The following is a 15,929-nucleotide window of genomic DNA, read 5'->3' on the forward strand; positions in this document are numbered from 1 at the left end:
CTACCTTCAACCCCACACCGAAACGATGCCGCGCACAAATCCCACCCCCGACGAGGCCCCTTGTGGGACCCCACAAAACCTGTGGGAGCGGGGCTCGCCCGCGATAGCGGTGTGTCGGGCAATACAGTCATTGCCTGACCCACCACGACACCGAGCACACCCCTCGCTCCCCAGAGGCTTACCTCACTTCAACACCAACAACCGTGATACGCCGTCCTCGGTTTCAATACCGTGCGTATCATGGGTGAAGCCCGGGAAGGATTTGTCGAAGTTCTCCAGCGCCTTCAGATATGCCAGCAATGGCCCATCCGCAGGTCCTGCGTTCTCGCCCGGCATCAGCAGTGGAATACCCGGTGGATAAGGCACGATCCCGGTCGCGACAATGCGGCCGGCAGCTTCTTCCAGGGTCACCAGTTCGACTTCGTTCCTCACCAGCTTCTCGTAGGCTTCCACCGGGCTGAACTCGGCTTGCGGCAGCATGCCGAAGGCCTGGGCCATGGTGGAAGTGGTCTTGTTCTCCTTCATGGCGGCGAAAATCTCGTCGGCCAGGTTCTTCAGGCCCATGCCGGCATAGCGCTGCTGGTTCGCGGCCAACAAGTCCGGCAGGCACAGTTCGAGCTCCACGTTCTCGTCGTAGTCCCGCTTGAAGTCGAGCAGGGCGTTGACCAGCGTGCCCCATTTGCCTTTGGTGATGCCGATGGAGAACAGGAACAGGATGGTGAAGTCAGTGGTTTTTTCCACCACGATGCCCTGGCGACCGAGGTACGCCGTCAGCACGCATGCGGGAATACCGGATTCCAGCAAATTGCCATCGTCGCCCATGCCCGGGCTCAGCACCGACACCTTGATCGGGTCGAGCATGCAGTAGCCGTCTTCGATGTCGCCAAAGCCGTGCCACACCTCGTTCGGGTGCAGGACCCAGCAGTTCGGCTCGCTTTTGAGCAGTACCGGGTCGACTTCGTGGAACGGCACCGCCGCCGCGCCGACTTGCACGGTCGGAGGCTGCCAGCAGGTGAAGAACCACTGGTCATCGCTCGCCATCTCATGGTACATGCGCGAGATGACCTGACGGAAGCTGATCGCTTCTTCGATGGATTCAGTGGTGAGGATTTGCCCGCTGGGCGCTTCCATCATCGCCGAGCTGACGTCGCATGAGGCCATGATCGCGTAGTTCGGCGAGGTTGAGGCGTGCATCATGTACGATTCGTTGAAGCGTGCATGGGGGATCGGATTACGGCCGTTACGCACGTGAATCATCGACGCCTGGGACAGTGCGGCCAGCAGTTTGTGGGTCGATTGGGTGGCAAACACGGTCGGCCGGGATTCGTCGTGATCCTCCGGGGCGCCATGCATGGCGAAGCGTTCGCGGTACAGCGGGTTGAACCGCGCATAGCCGTACCAGGCCTCGTCGAAATGCAGACGATCGACGCTTTCCCCCAGCAATTTCTCGACTCGGGTGACGTTGTAGGTCAGGCCATCGTAGGTAGAGTTGGTGACGATGGCGTGGACGGGCGTCGGATCGATCCCTTCCTTGACCAGTGGGTTGTTGGCAATTGCCGCCTTGACGCCCTCGGCGCTCAACGTCTGCGGGAGGATGGGGCCAATGATGCCGTAGCGGTTGCGGGTCGGCACCAGGTAGGTCGGAATGGCCCCCGACAGTGTCATCGCGTGTTCAGCCGACTTGTGGCAATTGCGATCGCACAGGGCAATCTGATCGCGGGTGACGCTCGCCATCAGAATGACGCGGTTGGACATCGAGGAGCCGTTGGTCACGTAATAGGTGCGGTGGGCACCGAAGACTTTGGCGGCGTAGCGCTCGCCCTGGCCGATCGGGCCGCTGTGATCGAGCAGCGAACCGAGCTCACCGACCGAAATCGACAGGTCGGAGCGCAGCAGGTTCTCCCCGAAGAACTCGTAGAATGCGCGTCCCGCAGTGCTTTTCAGGAAGGCGGTGCCACCGGCATGGCCTGGGGTGTGCCACGAGTATTCATAGGATCGGGAGAACTTGACGAGTGCACCGAACATCGGTGGCAGCGCAGCCTGACGGTAGCGCTCGATGGCCGCCATGATGCGGCCGCTGAGGAAACGACTGGTGTCTTCCGGCAGCCAGATGAAGTCATCGGCGTGCTGCATCACCACCAGCGGAATGCTCGAGGCGGTACTGCGGTCGCTGATCAGGAATACCGGCACCCGAGTGTTGCGTTCGCGCAGGGTGGTCAGCAGCTTGATACATTCCTGATGGCCTTCACTCTCGTCCGTCTCCCAGCTGAGCAATACGCACTGGATGGCCGAGTCCGAACGCAGGATCGACGTCGCGTCGCTCAGGCTTTCCGACATCAGCACGCTGATGGAGCGTTGTTCCACGTCATGGATCAGTTGATCCAGGGCACGACCGAAGACGGTGCGTTTGTCCGGGGGAGCGCCCACGACCAGCGTGAGCATTCCCAGTGAGTGCTTATATTCCGTCATGATCTAACCTCCACAGGTACAGCTTTCAAATGATTCACCGGCACCGGTTCGCCCGTAATGTGCCGGGCGCTGACCGTCTGTGTCGGCACGCTATTGTTGTGCGCTTCGAGCGCGATGAGGCGGTTGTTGACGAAGCTGAACAGGGTGTAGCCGAAGATCGTCGCAACGCCGCCGAGCATGAGTGCCTGCTCGCCGGAGCTGTACAACGCCAGATAGCTGTAGGCCGTGGCAATCCAGGCAATGATGTTGGTGGCCAGTGCCTTGCCTGCGGGTACGTTGGAAACCTTCTGGATCGTCATCAAGGCCGCCATGGACAGGATGTACGGCACCAGGTTGGTGACCACCGCCAGGTTGACGAGGATGTCGAACTGCTTGCTCAGGTCGGGGCTGATGGTCAATAGACCGATCGCTGTCTGCAGCGCCAGCAGGATCAACATGCCCACGATCGGCGTGCCGGTCTTGGTGGCCTTGGCGAAGATCGGCAGGAAGTAGCCGGTGTCAGCCGAGCTTTTGAACACCTGGGCAATGGTGAACTGCCAGCCCAGCAAAGAGCCGATGCAAGCGAGGATCATGGTCCCCATCACGATGTCACCAATCATCGGGGTGAACATCTTGGCAAACACCAGCCCGAAAGGTGCGGTGGAGGAGGCGAGTTCCGGGTTGTCGACGATGCCGGCGATGACGTTGGTCGAGACGATGTAGATCACCGCCGCCCCAAGCGTGCCGCCCAGAACCGCGATCGGGACGTTTTTCTCCGGGTTTTCCACGGCGTCGGTGTTGGCACACGCCGATTCCAGGCCCAGGAAAGCCCACAACGTGATCGCCACCGAAGCCCCCGCTGCTTCCAGATAGCCCATGTTGTGCGGGTTCCATCCCGCCGCGTAGACGCTGCTGTCGAACCAGAACCAGCCGATCGTGGACACCAGTACCACAGGTGCGATCACGCCCCAGACAGTGACCGAACCGATTTTGCCGGTGATCCGTGCGCCGCCGAAGTTGGCGAACGTGGTGATCCACAGCAACGCAATGGTCGCCAGGCCTACTTGCAGCGAATCCAGTTTGACGTCGAACAGCGTCTGTATATAGCCGACCGCCGTAATGCTGATCGCCACGTTGGCAATCAACAGCGAGACGCCGTAGGTGTAGTTGGTCAGGTAGTTGCCGGCCTTGCCGAAGGTGTATTCAGCGTAGCCGCCCATACCGCCCGTTTTGCGGCTAAGCATCCCACAGCGCGCGAAGGCGTAAGCCAGTGCCAGGGAACCGGTGGCTGTGATCAGCCAGGAGAGGATAGAAATTCCGCCGACTTCGGCGAGTTTGGTTGGCAACAATATGATGCCGGACCCCAACATGTTGACGGCTGTCAACATTGTCAGTTGCCCTACCGTCATTTTCTTTGCGACTGACATTCCGTTGCCTCACTTTAGAACATTGGGAGTATTAGCTATAGCTAACAAAATGGATGTTGCAAGAAATGTCTTGCCTTTATCAAGAATTATTCTCATGTGGCGGTAAGGCATTTTACTGGCCCCGAACACTGCGGGATTTGATCAGAATCAATTTAATTTCAAATTGTTAGGATCGAATCTACATGCGCAGTGTGATGATCGCGTTAATGTCGTGCGGGCTGGCCAGTGTGGCGACGATGGCCGAAGCCAGGGAACTGAAGACGAATGATCGTTACATGTGCAGCTGGGGCGCGGGGACGGCCGCTAAAGCCCAGGAGTTGAAGCTGGCGGGAGTGTCGCTGTACGCAGCGCGGCAGAAGCTGCAGACCTACAAATTCACCAAGCCGTGGATGCGCATGATGGCCATGGGCATCACCGAACAGACCTACGACAGCCCCTCGCGGATCAAGCCGGCGGCAATCCGCCAGGGCTTTTATGAGGATTGTGTGCGGTACAAGCTGGCACGTCGGTAAACACTCTGGAATTCCATGGGTTCCCCGTAGGAGCTGCCGCAGGCTGCGATCTTTTGATCCTGGAAAATCAAAAGATCGCAGCCTCGTTTCACTCGGCAGCTCCTACAGGGTCAGGGTAGTGCAGGGCATTTGTGCAGCACATCGGACTCTACGGGTTCTCCATTCCCGGACCCCTATCCTCAACCGTCTCCTATACTGACCCGTCCAGCAGTTTCCCAACCCTTCACCTCGAGGAGAACGCACATGACCATTCGTATTGGCGACGAAGCACCGGATTTCACCGTCGAGAGCACCGAGGGCACGCTGCATTTCCATGAATGGATTGGCGATCAGTGGGCCATCCTGTTTTCCCACCCCAAGGACTTCACCCCGGTGTGCACCACTGAACTTGGCTACATGGCCGGGCTCAAGCCCGAGTTCGACAAGCGCAACACCAAGATCGTCGGGCTCAGCGTTGACCCGGTGGGCAACCATCAAAGCTGGGCCAAGGACATCGAGGAAACCCAGGGCCACGCGGTCAATTACCCCATGATTGGCGACGAGAACCTGGTGGTGGCCAAGCTCTACGACATGATCCACCCCAATGCCAGTGGCGGCGCGCGCACGGCCGTGGACAACGCCACCGTGCGCTCGGTGTTCATCATCGGCCCGGACAAGAAGATCAAGGCCATGCTGATCTACCCAATGAGCGCCGGGCGCAACTTCGATGAAGTGCTGCGACTGCTCGATGCCATCCAGCTCAATGCCAAACACACCGTGGCCACTCCGGTGAACTGGCGCCCGGGCGAGGACGTGATCATCCCGACTTCGGTTTCCGATGAGGACGCGAAGAAGAAGTACCCGGACGGTTTTAAAACGGTAAAACCCTATTTGCGCACAGTGGCGCAACCGAAATAGCTCAGTTGCCCATCCCGTCTTCAATCGCGATGCCTTGTGCCCGCATCGCCTTGATCAGCTCGGCGCGGGTGCCGGGAAGATTGAGCATGGTGGCTGCCCGCAGCCGGGTGACTTCCTCGGTGCTGTACGGTTGATAGTTGGCCGGCATGCTAGTGCCGGCCATGCCATCTTCGCGCAACAGCCAGTTGAGCAAGTCGGCCAGCTGCGCGTTGTTCAGCGCCGACTGTGACATGCCCGGCACTCGCACGAGAAACTCGCGCCCGCCCGGCACCTTGAGAAAATTGCCGACGAACCCGGTCATGCGTGGCGTGTCGTTGGCCGGGGAGCCCATGCCATTGCCCAGGTGACACCCGGCGCATTGCAGCTGGTAGTTCACGCCAACGCTGTAGCCCGCGTCGGCGATGGGTTTTTGTGGTGCTTCATTACCCGGTGCATGGCGCTGCGCCGGGTTGGGGATGGCCCGCGCATGAACGAGCGGGGCGGTCATGGCGCAGACCAGACCGAAGATGAGCAACCTGTGCATTAACAACACCTCTGCGAAAAAGCCGTCGATTACCTGAGCAACCAACGGCTTGTGTGCACTAGACAGCGACGCCGCGGATGATCGAAACCGTGCAGTGGTAGATGTGCGATTTGGCGGCCAGGCACCAGTTCACGTCGTTGTTGTTGAACGGGCGGTAGGCCGGCTCTTCACTGTCGTTACGAGTGCAGGCACATTGCGCGCAGCTTTGTTTGCCGCAGCAATCGTTGTACGAAATGATGTAGTCCTTGTTGTCGGCCGGGTTGCGGCAGGTGCCGATCCAGGTCACCTGCGAGGCTTCGGTGCCCGGCGGGCAGGAGGTTACCGAGCCGCCGCAGCAGCTGCACAGGAAACCGTCGATGGAGCAGTAGCGCCAGTAGTCGCAGCTGTTCGGGTCACCGGGGTCTCCGGCTTTCGGGTTATCGGCGGCCAGCGCCTTGCTGGTGCGATCCAGCGGCAGCAGCAGGGGCAGTGCGGCACCGGCGACCATCAGCGAGCCCATTCGCGCCAGCAGTTTGCGTCGCGAGGTCGTATCGGCGACTCGACGGGATGAACGCTCAAACAACAGATCCAGCAATTTCATAACAGTCTCCCTGCCTAATCAGTGGCTATGGCCATGGCTGTGGTCATGCGCATGGGGGTGCGGCTGGCTGTTCAGGTATTCCTGCAGCGTTGCGCTTTTCAGGTGCTCGACTTCGAACAGGCTGTCCAGGTGCTCTCGGGAATTGACCAGGCCCTTGGCGCGGAGAGTGCCAGCCTTGTCGATCAAAGCGGCGTAGGGCAGCTTGCCGATCTGGTAGGTCATGCCCACTTCCGGGCCGACTACGTAGGTCACGTCGTCGAGCTTGTGTTCGCGGATCAGCGCTTGCTGAGCGTCCATGTCGCCATCGCTGATGAACACCACGTCGAGGCGATCGGCCTGTTCCCGGGCAATCGACTTGATTGCCGGCAGCAGCGACTTGCAGATCGGGCAGGTCGGCGACAGGAAGAACAGCAGCTGGGATTTTTCGCCGGCGTAGCCGAAGTTCACCGGGCGACCCTTGCGGTCGGATGCGGTCACTTGCGGCGCGGGCTCGTTCACGGCCACGCCTTTATCGACCATCAGTGCGCCAGCCGGTGCGATGCGCCCGTGCAGCACGCCAATTTGACGCACCAGGCCCATTACGGCGAACGCCAGGGCCAGCAGCAAAATCCAGAGCAACGCGTTGGAAACGATTAAGCCGTCCATTGATCACCTACCAATCAGTTTGAGCAGAAGAGGGGAGTTCGCCAGCAAGCCATCGGCTGCGGCGTAAATCAGCAGCGCCACGGCGCTGGCGGCGATGGTCACAAAGCCGTCGAATAGATTCAGGTCACGGGCCAGCGGCACCACGCTTGCAAGTAACGCCAGGGCGATCAGCACGCTGTTGCGCAGCAGCAGGATCGGGCGCAACGGCTGCGCCTGGTCAGGCCCGGCACAGCCGCAGTCGATGTCCCGCCGGCCACGCCGCAGGTTGATGCCGATGGCGGCGGCGTACAGAGTGATCAGGCCAGCGGCGGTCAGCGCTGCCCATGAGCGACTGACGGGAACCAGCAGCGCGAAGGCAATCGTCAGTTCCAGCAGCGGCATTACCCGTGCACCGGGTCGCACCAGGGCCTCAGGCAGCAACTGATAGTCCGCCAGTTGTTTGGCAAACCGTGCCGGCGCGCGCAACTTGTGGGTCGCGGCGCTGGCCAGCAGCACGGCGATGGCCAGGGCGCTGGCGATAATGAAAATCGGATCAATGTGCATGGTCGGGCCTCGTCAGTAGCTCATGACCTGTGTCGCGGTTTTCGCGACTTTGGCCATGCTGCCGGTGAGCTTGTTGGTCTTGAGGTCGAAAATCTGCAAGCCGCCTTCCACGTCGGTGCCGAGCAACAGCGGGTTCTCGTCGCCGGTGGCCTGCATGCTCCACACGGGCACCGGCGCTTCCAGGGTCGCGACTTTCTTTTGGGTTTTCAGATCAAAGGCCCAGATCAGCGGGCTCGGGTCTTCCCACTTCATCGGTTCGTGGGCGTCGTGCATCAGCACATACAAGCGGTTCAATTTTGGTGCCACCGCCATCAGCTGCCAGCCACCGGGGGCCCAGCCGGCTTTCTTTTCTTCGTCGCTGCTGAGCGACCAGGCCGGCAGGATTTTTGGCGCATCGGCGGCGAAATCCACCGGGCGTATGGTGCCGGTGGTCGTGGTGAAGTAGTAGGTATCGCCTACATTCACGGCGCGTTCCACGAGCTTTTCTGCGTTGGGGTCGAAGAATGGCGTGCGGCTGCGGGCGGTTTCCACGCCCTGATCATTCAGGGTGACGACCTGCAGGCTGCCATCGCCGCACAGTGAGGCGAAACGACGATTGCCGACCGGATAGTTGAGCACGCACCCGGGGATGGCGATCTCCGAAGTGACGGCCTTGGCCTGGGTATCGACCACCGTCACGGAGGTCGACGGGGTGAAGTTGTAGACGTAGACAAAGCGATCATCGGCACTGGTTTTCAGGCCGTAGCGCTGGGTCAGCGACTCGGCGCGTTTGGTCGGTATCAGCAATTCCCAGGCCGGCGACAGGGTCGAGCTGTCCCAGGCGGTCAGCACATCGGTGCGGGTACCACGGGTGCCGCGGGAGTAGAAGATGTCGGCGCTGTAGAGGGTCTTCTGGTCGTGGCTGAGCGTCGAGGGCGCGGCGAAGCCGGTGGGCACCATGCCGAGGATGCGTTTTTTGTCGGGGTCGACCACGGTGACGCGGCCCGTCACGAAACTTTCGAATTCGACATCGACGATGAACGTGCGGTGGGCTTCCGGTGGAAAGGCCAGAACGGTCTGGCCGATCGTGTCAGCGGGCAGGTCCGCGCTGGCATTGTTCAAACCGAGTACTAGCAGGCTCAGACTCAGCGCTGACTGTACGGTGATCCTGGTGGCTCGCATTAGGGGCAACTCCCTGAATTATTGTTCACGCGAATCGCGGGTGCAGACGCAGATTTTTGCAGTTCGATTCTGCCTTGCCGGGCAATGCGGAGAATTGCTGTGGCTGCCAAGTGGTTGTGTGTCTGTGCCATTGATTGGCAAATGCCGGCAGAACACGTAAAAATCCCTCGGGCAGCGGTGATTGCTGGCGTTTCCACTCGTCTGGTAGTCGCGCTTGACCCCTAAACAATGCTGGCACGCCGACGCTGGAGCCTGAAGAATGGCGAGCCTGTGACAGGCAAGGGAAGGGGGCGGCCAGTTGCGAACATTCGCCGAACCGCTCGACGAAGCGGTCGAAAAATAAAAAAAACACGTGAGGCTTTGCAGTGATGATGAGTTCTTCGACGGTTCGCAATGGGGCGTTCGAACAATGGTTGAGCCAGGTCAACCAGGCCTGCGGGCGATTTGACGCGCGGGTGCTGGACAGCGATTTTTATGGCGAGCTGGCGGAGTTTCGCAGTGGCGCCATCAACCTCAGTGTCGTCGACATGGCACACGTGCACCTGTATCGCACCAGCAAGGACGTTAGCGTTAGCAGTGACGGGCATTATTACGCCGTGTTCCAGATGCGCGGCAGTTCGCAGCTGGAGCAGGGCGACAACCGTACCCGCCTGGGCCTGGGCGATATCGCCCTGATCGACGCTTGCCGCCCCAGTGACATGACCTACCATGAAGACTCCCGGCAATTGTCATTGATCCTGCCGCGCCAGGTGGTGGAGCGGGGCTCGCACTTCAGTGGTCTGAGCTGCGCCACGCGCATCGCGGCGGGCACGCCACTGGCGGCAATGGCCAATAGGCTGGTGCTGGAAACCCGCCAGCAGGAAGGCCTGGACATGCAGGAAAGCGAGGCGGTCCTGGATGCGCTGGCCAGCTTGTTGTTGCCGGGTATCAGCGCCCGCGACAGTGGCGGCGATGCCCATGAGCGGCAGTTTCGCAAGATCATCGCCTACATCGACGAGCACATCAGCACCGAAGAGCTGTGCCCGGAGACGATCGCTCAAGACGTGGGAATTTCGGTGCGTGGGTTGTACCGGATGTTCTCCAAGCGCGGCTTGGTAGTGGCGCAATACATCAAGCACCGCCGGCTGGATTTCTGCGCGCAAAACCTGCGTGAAAGCCATGGCGAACAGAAACTTTCGGCGCTGTGCTACGCCTGGGGGTTCTCGGATTCCAGCTACTTTTCCTCGGCGTTCAAGGCGCGTTTCGGCGTATCCCCGGGGGCTTACCGCAAGCGATATAGCCAGGCTTGAGCGCGCGGCGACTCAAGCGGTAGGAACGACACCCATCCCCTGTAGGGGCGGCCGCAGGCTGCGATCTTTTGATCTTTCAGGGTCAAAAGATCGCAGGCTTTTGTGTTCGTTCAGGTCAGAAGCCCATCGCAAACACCACCTGGCTATACAGATTCCTGTCATTGCTCCCTAACTGCGTACCACCTTGCTCAGCGCTCTTGTCCGGCTGATACAGCCCCACCAACGGCATCACCGTCAGGTGGTCGTTGACGTGCCATTCGGCATACAGGTCGATTTCATGGCCGTCGGTATTGCCGAGGTTACGGTCGATGGTGTCGTAGTTGAAATACATCGCACCAACACTCAGGTTATCCAGAGGCGCGACTTTCAGCGTCACGTTCTGGATTCGTGAATTGCTATTGAATGGACCCGCATAGTTACCGGCCACTTCCCCCTGGAACCAGGTGCCAAAACCACGACTGAAACCATAGAACAGCGTGTCGTAACCCTCCGAGAAACGGCTGTAGCGGTAGCTGACGTTCGGGGTCCAGGGCGCGTCGGCGAAGGTCCAGCCCGCTTCCAGGTACCAGGCATCTTCGCTGGCGGTGTGAGGTTTGTCCTGTTTGGCGTATTCCCCGGAGAGGAACAGGTTGGGTACTCCGGCATTACCTTGAGCGCGCAGGCTGTAAGTTTTCATGCCGTCACGCTCGAGTTGCAGGGGTGACGCGTATTGCTCGTCGACATCGGTGGAGTCGATGTAGGTCAGGCCCACAGTGCCAGCCTCACTGACGTGCTCGAGGGTGCCGACGTACATCTCGGTTTTCGCTTGCGCGCGGTTGTTCGATTTCAGCCACATCAGATCGCTGCGCCAACCTTCCTTGCCACCCAGGCGCAATACGGCGGTCTGATCGAAAGCTTTGCGTGCGGCCAGCCAGTAGGCGCCCCCGCGGTTAAACTCTCCGTCGGCCAGGCCCTTGCCGATGTTCAGGGCGTCGCCATTGATCAGGAAACCATCGCCTACCACGATGTTCTGCCGGCCGAACGACAGGTCGACACCATCCTCTCCCAGCACTTCGAACACCTTGCCCGAGCGCCAGCCGAGGTAGGCGTCTTCGAACTTGGTGGTGCGCTCGGAACCATCACTGAAGCCGGCGGCATCGCCGTCACCCCAGGTGCCGGAACTGAGCAGGTTTGCCGCTCCATAAGCGGTGCCTGCGCCGGCCAGGCCTTGGTCGAAGCTCAGGCCATATTTGATATAGCCCTCGCGCCACGATGAGGAGCCCTGACCAAGGCGGCCGGACAGCGCATAGTTTTCCTGGCTGTGGAATATGCCAAAGACCGCTTCCAGGGTCGCGTTCAGATGGGTGTCGTCATCGGCATACAGCTCATGGGCGCCGGCATTGCCTGTGCTGATCAGCAGCGCGAGCGTCGAAAGGCGAAGCAAGGGGGACTTGGGCATCGTGTGGCATCCGTTCTTGTTCTTGAACGCAGGGTTGCGGTCTTTTTCGATACTACGGCGGCGACTATCCGAGGCCTTTTGTGTGGTTGCCAAAGAGTTGGCTGTGCATGCCAGAAAACCCGGTTTGGCAGCCCCGCCAATACGACTGGCACGCAGGGCAAATCCTCCAGGCCAGCGACCATCGACAATCCGTTCCAACCTCCCGGTGCACCCGCATCGGTATTTTCAGTGTGGGTGCTCGGCAATTGCGAGCACGCGGATATCAAGGTGCTTTTCCTATGTTCAGCTCGCTGCGATGGCTACTTGTCGGTCTGCTTTCATACACCTTGGCCAGCACCGCGCTGGCCGCAGACTGCGCGCCGGACCAGGGCCACGGCGCCCAGGTGTTCGCCAATGAATGCGCGGTCTGCCATTCGGTGACCAAGGGCCTGACAGGGATGATGGGCCCCAACCTCGCAGGCGTGATCGGACGCAAATCCGGTTCCCTGGAAGGTTTCAACTATTCCCAGGCCATGCGCAGTAAAGACATCGACTGGCAAGCCGGGAACATCGAGCAATTGATCGCTCAGCCCCAGGCGTTCGTGCCGGGAACCTACATGCCCTACATGGGCCTCGCTTCTGCGGACGATCGCCAGGCGGTCGTGTGCTACCTCAAAGAACAACAATAATCGGCCGGTGTACGCGCCGGACAATTCGTCTGAATAAGAGGCAACTTATGAGCAACGTTGAAATTCTGCCCCAGGTGGCTGCATTCCTTGAGCGCCGGCATGGCTGTTTTATCGATGGCCAGTGGGTGTTCGCCGAAGGACAGAGCATTGCCGTGGTCAACCCGGCCACCGGGCAGACGCTGTGCGAGACCCTCGATGCGCCGCTGCAAATCGTCGAGCAGGCCGTGCAGTCGTCCCACGCCGCGTTCAAATCCGGGGTGTGGTCGGGCCTGCGTCCGGCGGATCGCGAGCGCATCCTGCTAAACTTTACCCGCCTGGTCGAAGCGCACGCCGAAGAGCTGGCCCAGCTGGAAACCCTGAGCCAGGGCAAGTCGATCAACATGGCCCGCGCACTGGATCTGAACGCGACCGTAGAGTTCATGCGCTACATGTCCGGCTGGGCCACCAAGATCGAAGGGCAGACTTTCGACGTGTCGATCCCGCTGCCACCGGGTGCCAAATTCACCGCGTTCACCAAGCGCGAGCCGGTGGGTGTCGTGGTGGGCATCGTGCCGTGGAACTTCCCGCTGCTGATCGCCGCCTGGAAGCTGATGCCCGCGCTGGCCACCGGTTGCACGGTGATCATCAAGCCGGCCATGGAAACCCCGTTGACCGCCATGCGCCTGGCAGAGCTGGCGCTGGAGGCTGGTATTCCCGCCGGTGTGTTCAACGTCGTAACCGGTGGCGGCGTCTCGGTGGGCGGCGTGCTGACGGCGCATCCGTTGGTGAGCAAAGTCTCGTTTACCGGGTCCACGGCCGTGGGCAAGAGCGTGGGTGTGGCGTGCATGGCGAACATGACGCGCTTTGCCCTGGAATTGGGAGGCAAGAACCCGATGATTGTGCTCGCCGATGCCGACATCGACAAAGCCATTCAGGGCGCGATCCTTGGTGGCCTGCTGAACAACGGCCAGGTCTGCGCCGCCGCCTCACGTTTCTATGTGCATCGCTCGGTCCACGACCGCTTCGTTGCAGGCCTCGCGGCAGCGGTGTCGGCCATGCCGATCGGCGCCGGCATGAACTGCAACGCGGCGATCAACCCGCTGGTGTCGCGCAAGCAGCAGCAAGGCGTGCTCAAGCACATCGAACTGGCTCGCCAGGAAGGAGCACGGGTGGTGTGCGGCGGGGAGTTGCTCGAGGGCGAGGGCTTCTACGTGCAGCCGACGATCCTGGCCGATATCAACCACGGCATGACCGTGAGCAGGGAAGAAGTGTTCGGCCCGGTGCTGGGCATCATGCCCTTCGACGATGAAGACGCCGTCATCGCCCTGGCCAACGACAACCGCTACGGCCTGGCCGCCAGCCTTTGGACCAACGACCTGGGCAAAGCGATGAACCTGGTCCCGCGCATCGAAGCCGGCACCGTGTGGGTCAACGCCCACGTACTGCTCGACCCGGCAATGCCGTTCGGCGGGGTCAAGCAATCCGGCATGGGCCGCGAGTTCGGACGCGCGGTGATCGAGGCCTATACCGAGTTGAAATCGGTGTGTATTGCGCATTGATCCTGGCTGCGCTTGCCGACGAAAACATTAGGTGTCGGCATTGCGCTCTGGGCGCGCGGGTATAGAAGGGGTCACTGCGGCCATTGCTCAAGCAGAATCGAGACAAACTTCTCCGCCGCGGGGGAGAGTGATGCGCCTCTGCGGTACACCAGCCCCAAAGAGCGGTTCACCACAGGTTCAATGAGGGGAATGCTGACCAGCGTTGGATGATCGCCCGCTGGCATTGCCAGGCTCGGCATTGCCGACACCCCAAGCCCGGCTTCCACCAGGCCCAATGAAGTCGAGAGATGCTGCACTTCATAGAACCATTGCGGACGCCAGCTCAAACCGGATAGAGCGTGATCCAGCAACATACGGTTGCCGCTGAGGCGGCCCACGCCGATCAGCCGATACTCACTGAGCTCCGACCAGGTGACTGAACTGCGTTCGGCCAGTTCGTGGTCGCGTCGGCACGCCAGCACAAAGGGCTCGTTCACCAGCGGCACGAACTCGATATCCGGATGCTGGCCGCTCATCATGTTGATGCCAAAGTCGGCTTCGCCGCGCAGTACCGCTTCCAGGCCTTCGTTCGCGCTCAGGTCGAGCAGGCGAATGCGGATTTTGGGGTAGCGTTCGTTATAGAGGCGAATCACCGAAGGCAGGAAGTAGAAGGCGGCGGTGGGGATGCAGGCGAGCGTCACCCGGCCGATCTGCCGTTCGGCCAACTCCCTGATGTTGAGAATCGAGTCGTCGAAGTCATCCAGCAGTCGACGCGCCTTGGGCAGAAAATCACGCCCGACGCTGGTGAGGCTGACCTTGCGCGTGGTGCGATCCAGTAACGCCGTCCCCAGACCCTCTTCCAGCTTCTTGATCCGCCGGCTCAGTGCGGGTTGAGACAGGTGCAAGGCATCAGCGGCTTCATGAAAGCTGCCAAGTTCGGCGATTTTTACGAATGATCTGATGTCTTGAAGCTCATATTCCATAAATTCCCCTTAAAAATACCTCGGCGAAAAGTGCCATTTTCGCTCGTTCAACTCTTTCGTCAAACGCAATAATAGCTCGAATCTTTGCATTGGAAACACCAGTGCTTCCCTGTCACTCTTGTTTGCAAGACATCAATCGCCCTGATTAATCAACAAGAGTCAGTAGCCATGCAACGAATTCCTTGTGTACTGATGCGCGGTGGTACCTCAAAGGGCCCCGTATTCCTGGCCTGGGACCTGCCCGTGTCCATTGAACAGCGTGACGAACTGCTGCTCGCCTTGATGGGCTCCGGTCACGAACTGGAGATTGACGGCATTGGCGGCGGCAGCCCGCAGACCAGCAAGGTCGCTATTGTCAGTCCGTCGCTGCACCCCGATGCCGATGTGGATTACCTGTTCGTGCAGGTCATGGTGTCCTCGCGTCGCGTGGACACGGCCCCCAACTGCGGGAACATGCTCTGCGCGGTCGGGCCATTCGCTATCGAGCAAGGCCTGGTCAAGGCCAGCCAAACGATGACCAGCGTGCGCATCCGCAACCTCAATACCGGGACCTTCGTCACCTCTGAAGTGCAAACGCCCCAGGGCAAGGTCAGCTATGAAGGGGACACCGAAATCGATGGAGTGCCAGGCAGCGCAGCTCCGGTTCAATTGACCTTCCTCGACGCGGCTGGGTGCAAGACCGGCAAGCTCTTTCCCACCGGCAACACCCAGGATGTGTTCGACGACATTCCGGTGACCTGCATCGACATGGCCATGCCGATGGTGCTCATCGAGGCACGCCACCTGGGCAAGCGCGGCGATGAAACCCCGGCAGAGCTGGACGCCGACAAGAAATTCCTGCGTCGCCTGGAGGCCTTGCGCCTGCGTGCAGGTGCCGCGATGGGTCTGGGCGATGTGAAGGGCATGGTCATTCCCAAGCCGGTGCTGGTATCGCCGGCCAAGGCCGGCGGCACCCTGCAGGTGCGTTACTTCATGCCGCACAGCTGTCATCGCTCGCTGGCCATCACGGGTTCCATTGGCCTGGCGACCGCTTGTGTCAGTCAAGGCAGTATCGTTGCCCAAATGCTCGGCGATACCGCCACCGCGCGCTTGCAACACGTGCGGATCGAACACCCCGGCGGCGGTATCGACGTGGTCTTGTCGTACACCGGCGAGAACGGTGAAACCATCCGCGCCTCTGTCGTGCGTACTGCCCGACGCCTGTTTTCCGGCTTTGTGTATGCACCGGTTTCACAGCGACTCGCGGGCTAGATCCCTGATCGCAGGCTGCGTCGTCTGGTAGGCTCAGGTTGCCTGCC

Annotated in this window: 16 protein-coding genes; 6 read left to right on the plus strand and 10 right to left on the minus strand. The window is 60.5% G+C overall.

Features of this window, described 5'->3' with window-relative positions:
- Positions 1 to 183 precede the first annotated feature (183 nt).
- Positions 184 to 2,469 carry an Orn/Lys/Arg decarboxylase N-terminal domain-containing protein gene (locus EQV97_RS00125; RefSeq protein ID WP_240888059.1) on the minus strand — a complete coding sequence of 762 codons (2,286 nt, stop codon included), beginning with the start codon at positions 2,467 to 2,469 and terminating at the stop codon, positions 184 to 186.
- Complete coding sequence (potE, locus tag EQV97_RS00130; RefSeq protein WP_122838495.1) at positions 2,466 to 3,875, minus strand: putrescine-ornithine antiporter; 1,410 nt, start codon at positions 3,873 to 3,875, stop codon at positions 2,466 to 2,468. Before potE ends, EQV97_RS00125 begins: the two co-directional genes overlap by 4 nt.
- Before the next feature lie 182 nt (positions 3,876 to 4,057).
- Here potE and EQV97_RS00135 point away from each other — a divergent pair, with 182 nt between their 5' ends.
- Both EQV97_RS00135 and EQV97_RS00140 read left to right on the plus strand, forming a co-directional pair.
- Complete coding sequence (locus EQV97_RS00135; protein ID WP_122838496.1) at positions 4,058 to 4,387, plus strand: hypothetical protein; 330 nt, start codon at positions 4,058 to 4,060, stop codon at positions 4,385 to 4,387.
- 243 nt (positions 4,388 to 4,630) lie between these two features.
- Positions 4,631 to 5,284 carry a peroxiredoxin gene (locus EQV97_RS00140; protein WP_045059024.1) on the plus strand — a complete coding sequence of 218 codons (654 nt, stop codon included), beginning with the start codon at positions 4,631 to 4,633 and terminating at the stop codon, positions 5,282 to 5,284.
- A 1-nt stretch (position 5,285) separates the two neighbouring features.
- On the opposite strand, the gene EQV97_RS00145 is transcribed toward EQV97_RS00140, so the two are convergent.
- From EQV97_RS00145 to EQV97_RS00170, 6 genes are read right to left on the minus strand one after another with little or no spacing between them, the layout of a single operon-like run.
- Positions 5,286 to 5,807: a cytochrome C gene (locus EQV97_RS00145; RefSeq protein ID WP_122838497.1), complete on the minus strand. Its 522-nt coding sequence runs from the start codon at positions 5,805 to 5,807 to the stop codon at positions 5,286 to 5,288.
- A gap of 58 nt (positions 5,808 to 5,865) precedes the next feature.
- Positions 5,866 to 6,387 carry a methylamine dehydrogenase light chain gene (locus EQV97_RS00150; RefSeq protein ID WP_122838498.1) on the minus strand — a complete coding sequence of 174 codons (522 nt, stop codon included), beginning with the start codon at positions 6,385 to 6,387 and terminating at the stop codon, positions 5,866 to 5,868.
- 18 nt (positions 6,388 to 6,405) lie between these two features.
- Positions 6,406 to 7,032: a methylamine dehydrogenase accessory protein MauD gene (gene mauD / locus EQV97_RS00155; RefSeq protein ID WP_122838499.1), complete on the minus strand. Its 627-nt coding sequence runs from the start codon at positions 7,030 to 7,032 to the stop codon at positions 6,406 to 6,408.
- A 3-nt stretch (positions 7,033 to 7,035) separates the two neighbouring features.
- On the minus strand, positions 7,036 to 7,575 hold the full coding sequence (locus EQV97_RS00160; RefSeq protein WP_122838500.1) for a MauE/DoxX family redox-associated membrane protein: 540 nt from the start codon (positions 7,573 to 7,575) through the stop codon (positions 7,036 to 7,038).
- 12 nt (positions 7,576 to 7,587) lie between these two features.
- Positions 7,588 to 8,736, minus strand: coding sequence for an amine dehydrogenase large subunit (locus EQV97_RS00165; RefSeq protein WP_122838501.1), 1,149 nt, complete (start codon positions 8,734 to 8,736; stop codon positions 7,588 to 7,590).
- 25 nt (positions 8,737 to 8,761) lie between these two features.
- Positions 8,762 to 9,130, minus strand: a complete 369-nt coding sequence (locus EQV97_RS00170) for a hypothetical protein (RefSeq protein WP_240888060.1) — start codon at positions 9,128 to 9,130, stop codon at positions 8,762 to 8,764.
- On the opposite strand from EQV97_RS00170, the gene feaR reads away from it, so the two are divergent.
- The gene (gene feaR, locus EQV97_RS00175; protein WP_122838502.1) at positions 9,105 to 10,025 is read left to right on the plus strand and encodes a transcriptional regulator FeaR; all 921 of its coding nucleotides are present in this window, start codon (positions 9,105 to 9,107) and stop codon (positions 10,023 to 10,025) included. The genes EQV97_RS00170 and feaR overlap by 26 nt on opposite strands.
- Positions 10,026 to 10,140: 115 nt before the next feature.
- Here the strand turns inward: feaR and EQV97_RS00180 are convergent, their stop codons facing one another.
- Positions 10,141 to 11,463: an alginate export family protein gene (locus tag EQV97_RS00180; RefSeq protein WP_240888061.1), complete on the minus strand. Its 1,323-nt coding sequence runs from the start codon at positions 11,461 to 11,463 to the stop codon at positions 10,141 to 10,143.
- 278 nt (positions 11,464 to 11,741) lie between these two features.
- Here EQV97_RS00180 and EQV97_RS00185 point away from each other — a divergent pair, with 278 nt between their 5' ends.
- Positions 11,742 to 12,131: a c-type cytochrome gene (locus EQV97_RS00185; protein WP_122838504.1), complete on the plus strand. Its 390-nt coding sequence runs from the start codon at positions 11,742 to 11,744 to the stop codon at positions 12,129 to 12,131.
- A gap of 47 nt (positions 12,132 to 12,178) precedes the next feature.
- Positions 12,179 to 13,669, plus strand: coding sequence for an aldehyde dehydrogenase family protein (locus tag EQV97_RS00190; protein WP_240888062.1), 1,491 nt, complete (start codon positions 12,179 to 12,181; stop codon positions 13,667 to 13,669).
- A gap of 71 nt (positions 13,670 to 13,740) precedes the next feature.
- Here the strand turns inward: EQV97_RS00190 and EQV97_RS00195 are convergent, their stop codons facing one another.
- Entirely contained in the window at positions 13,741 to 14,631 is an 891-nt protein-coding gene (locus EQV97_RS00195; RefSeq protein ID WP_122838506.1) for a LysR family transcriptional regulator, read from the minus strand.
- A gap of 168 nt (positions 14,632 to 14,799) precedes the next feature.
- On the opposite strand from EQV97_RS00195, the gene EQV97_RS00200 reads away from it, so the two are divergent.
- Positions 14,800 to 15,882: a 4-oxalomesaconate tautomerase gene (locus tag EQV97_RS00200; protein WP_122838507.1), complete on the plus strand. Its 1,083-nt coding sequence runs from the start codon at positions 14,800 to 14,802 to the stop codon at positions 15,880 to 15,882.
- Positions 15,883 to 15,929: the final 47 nt, after the last annotated feature.

It is taken from the genome of Pseudomonas sp. TMW22090 (genome assembly GCF_022496665.1).
GTDB classification, from domain to species: Bacteria; Pseudomonadota; Gammaproteobacteria; order Pseudomonadales; family Pseudomonadaceae; genus Aquipseudomonas; species Aquipseudomonas gregormendelii.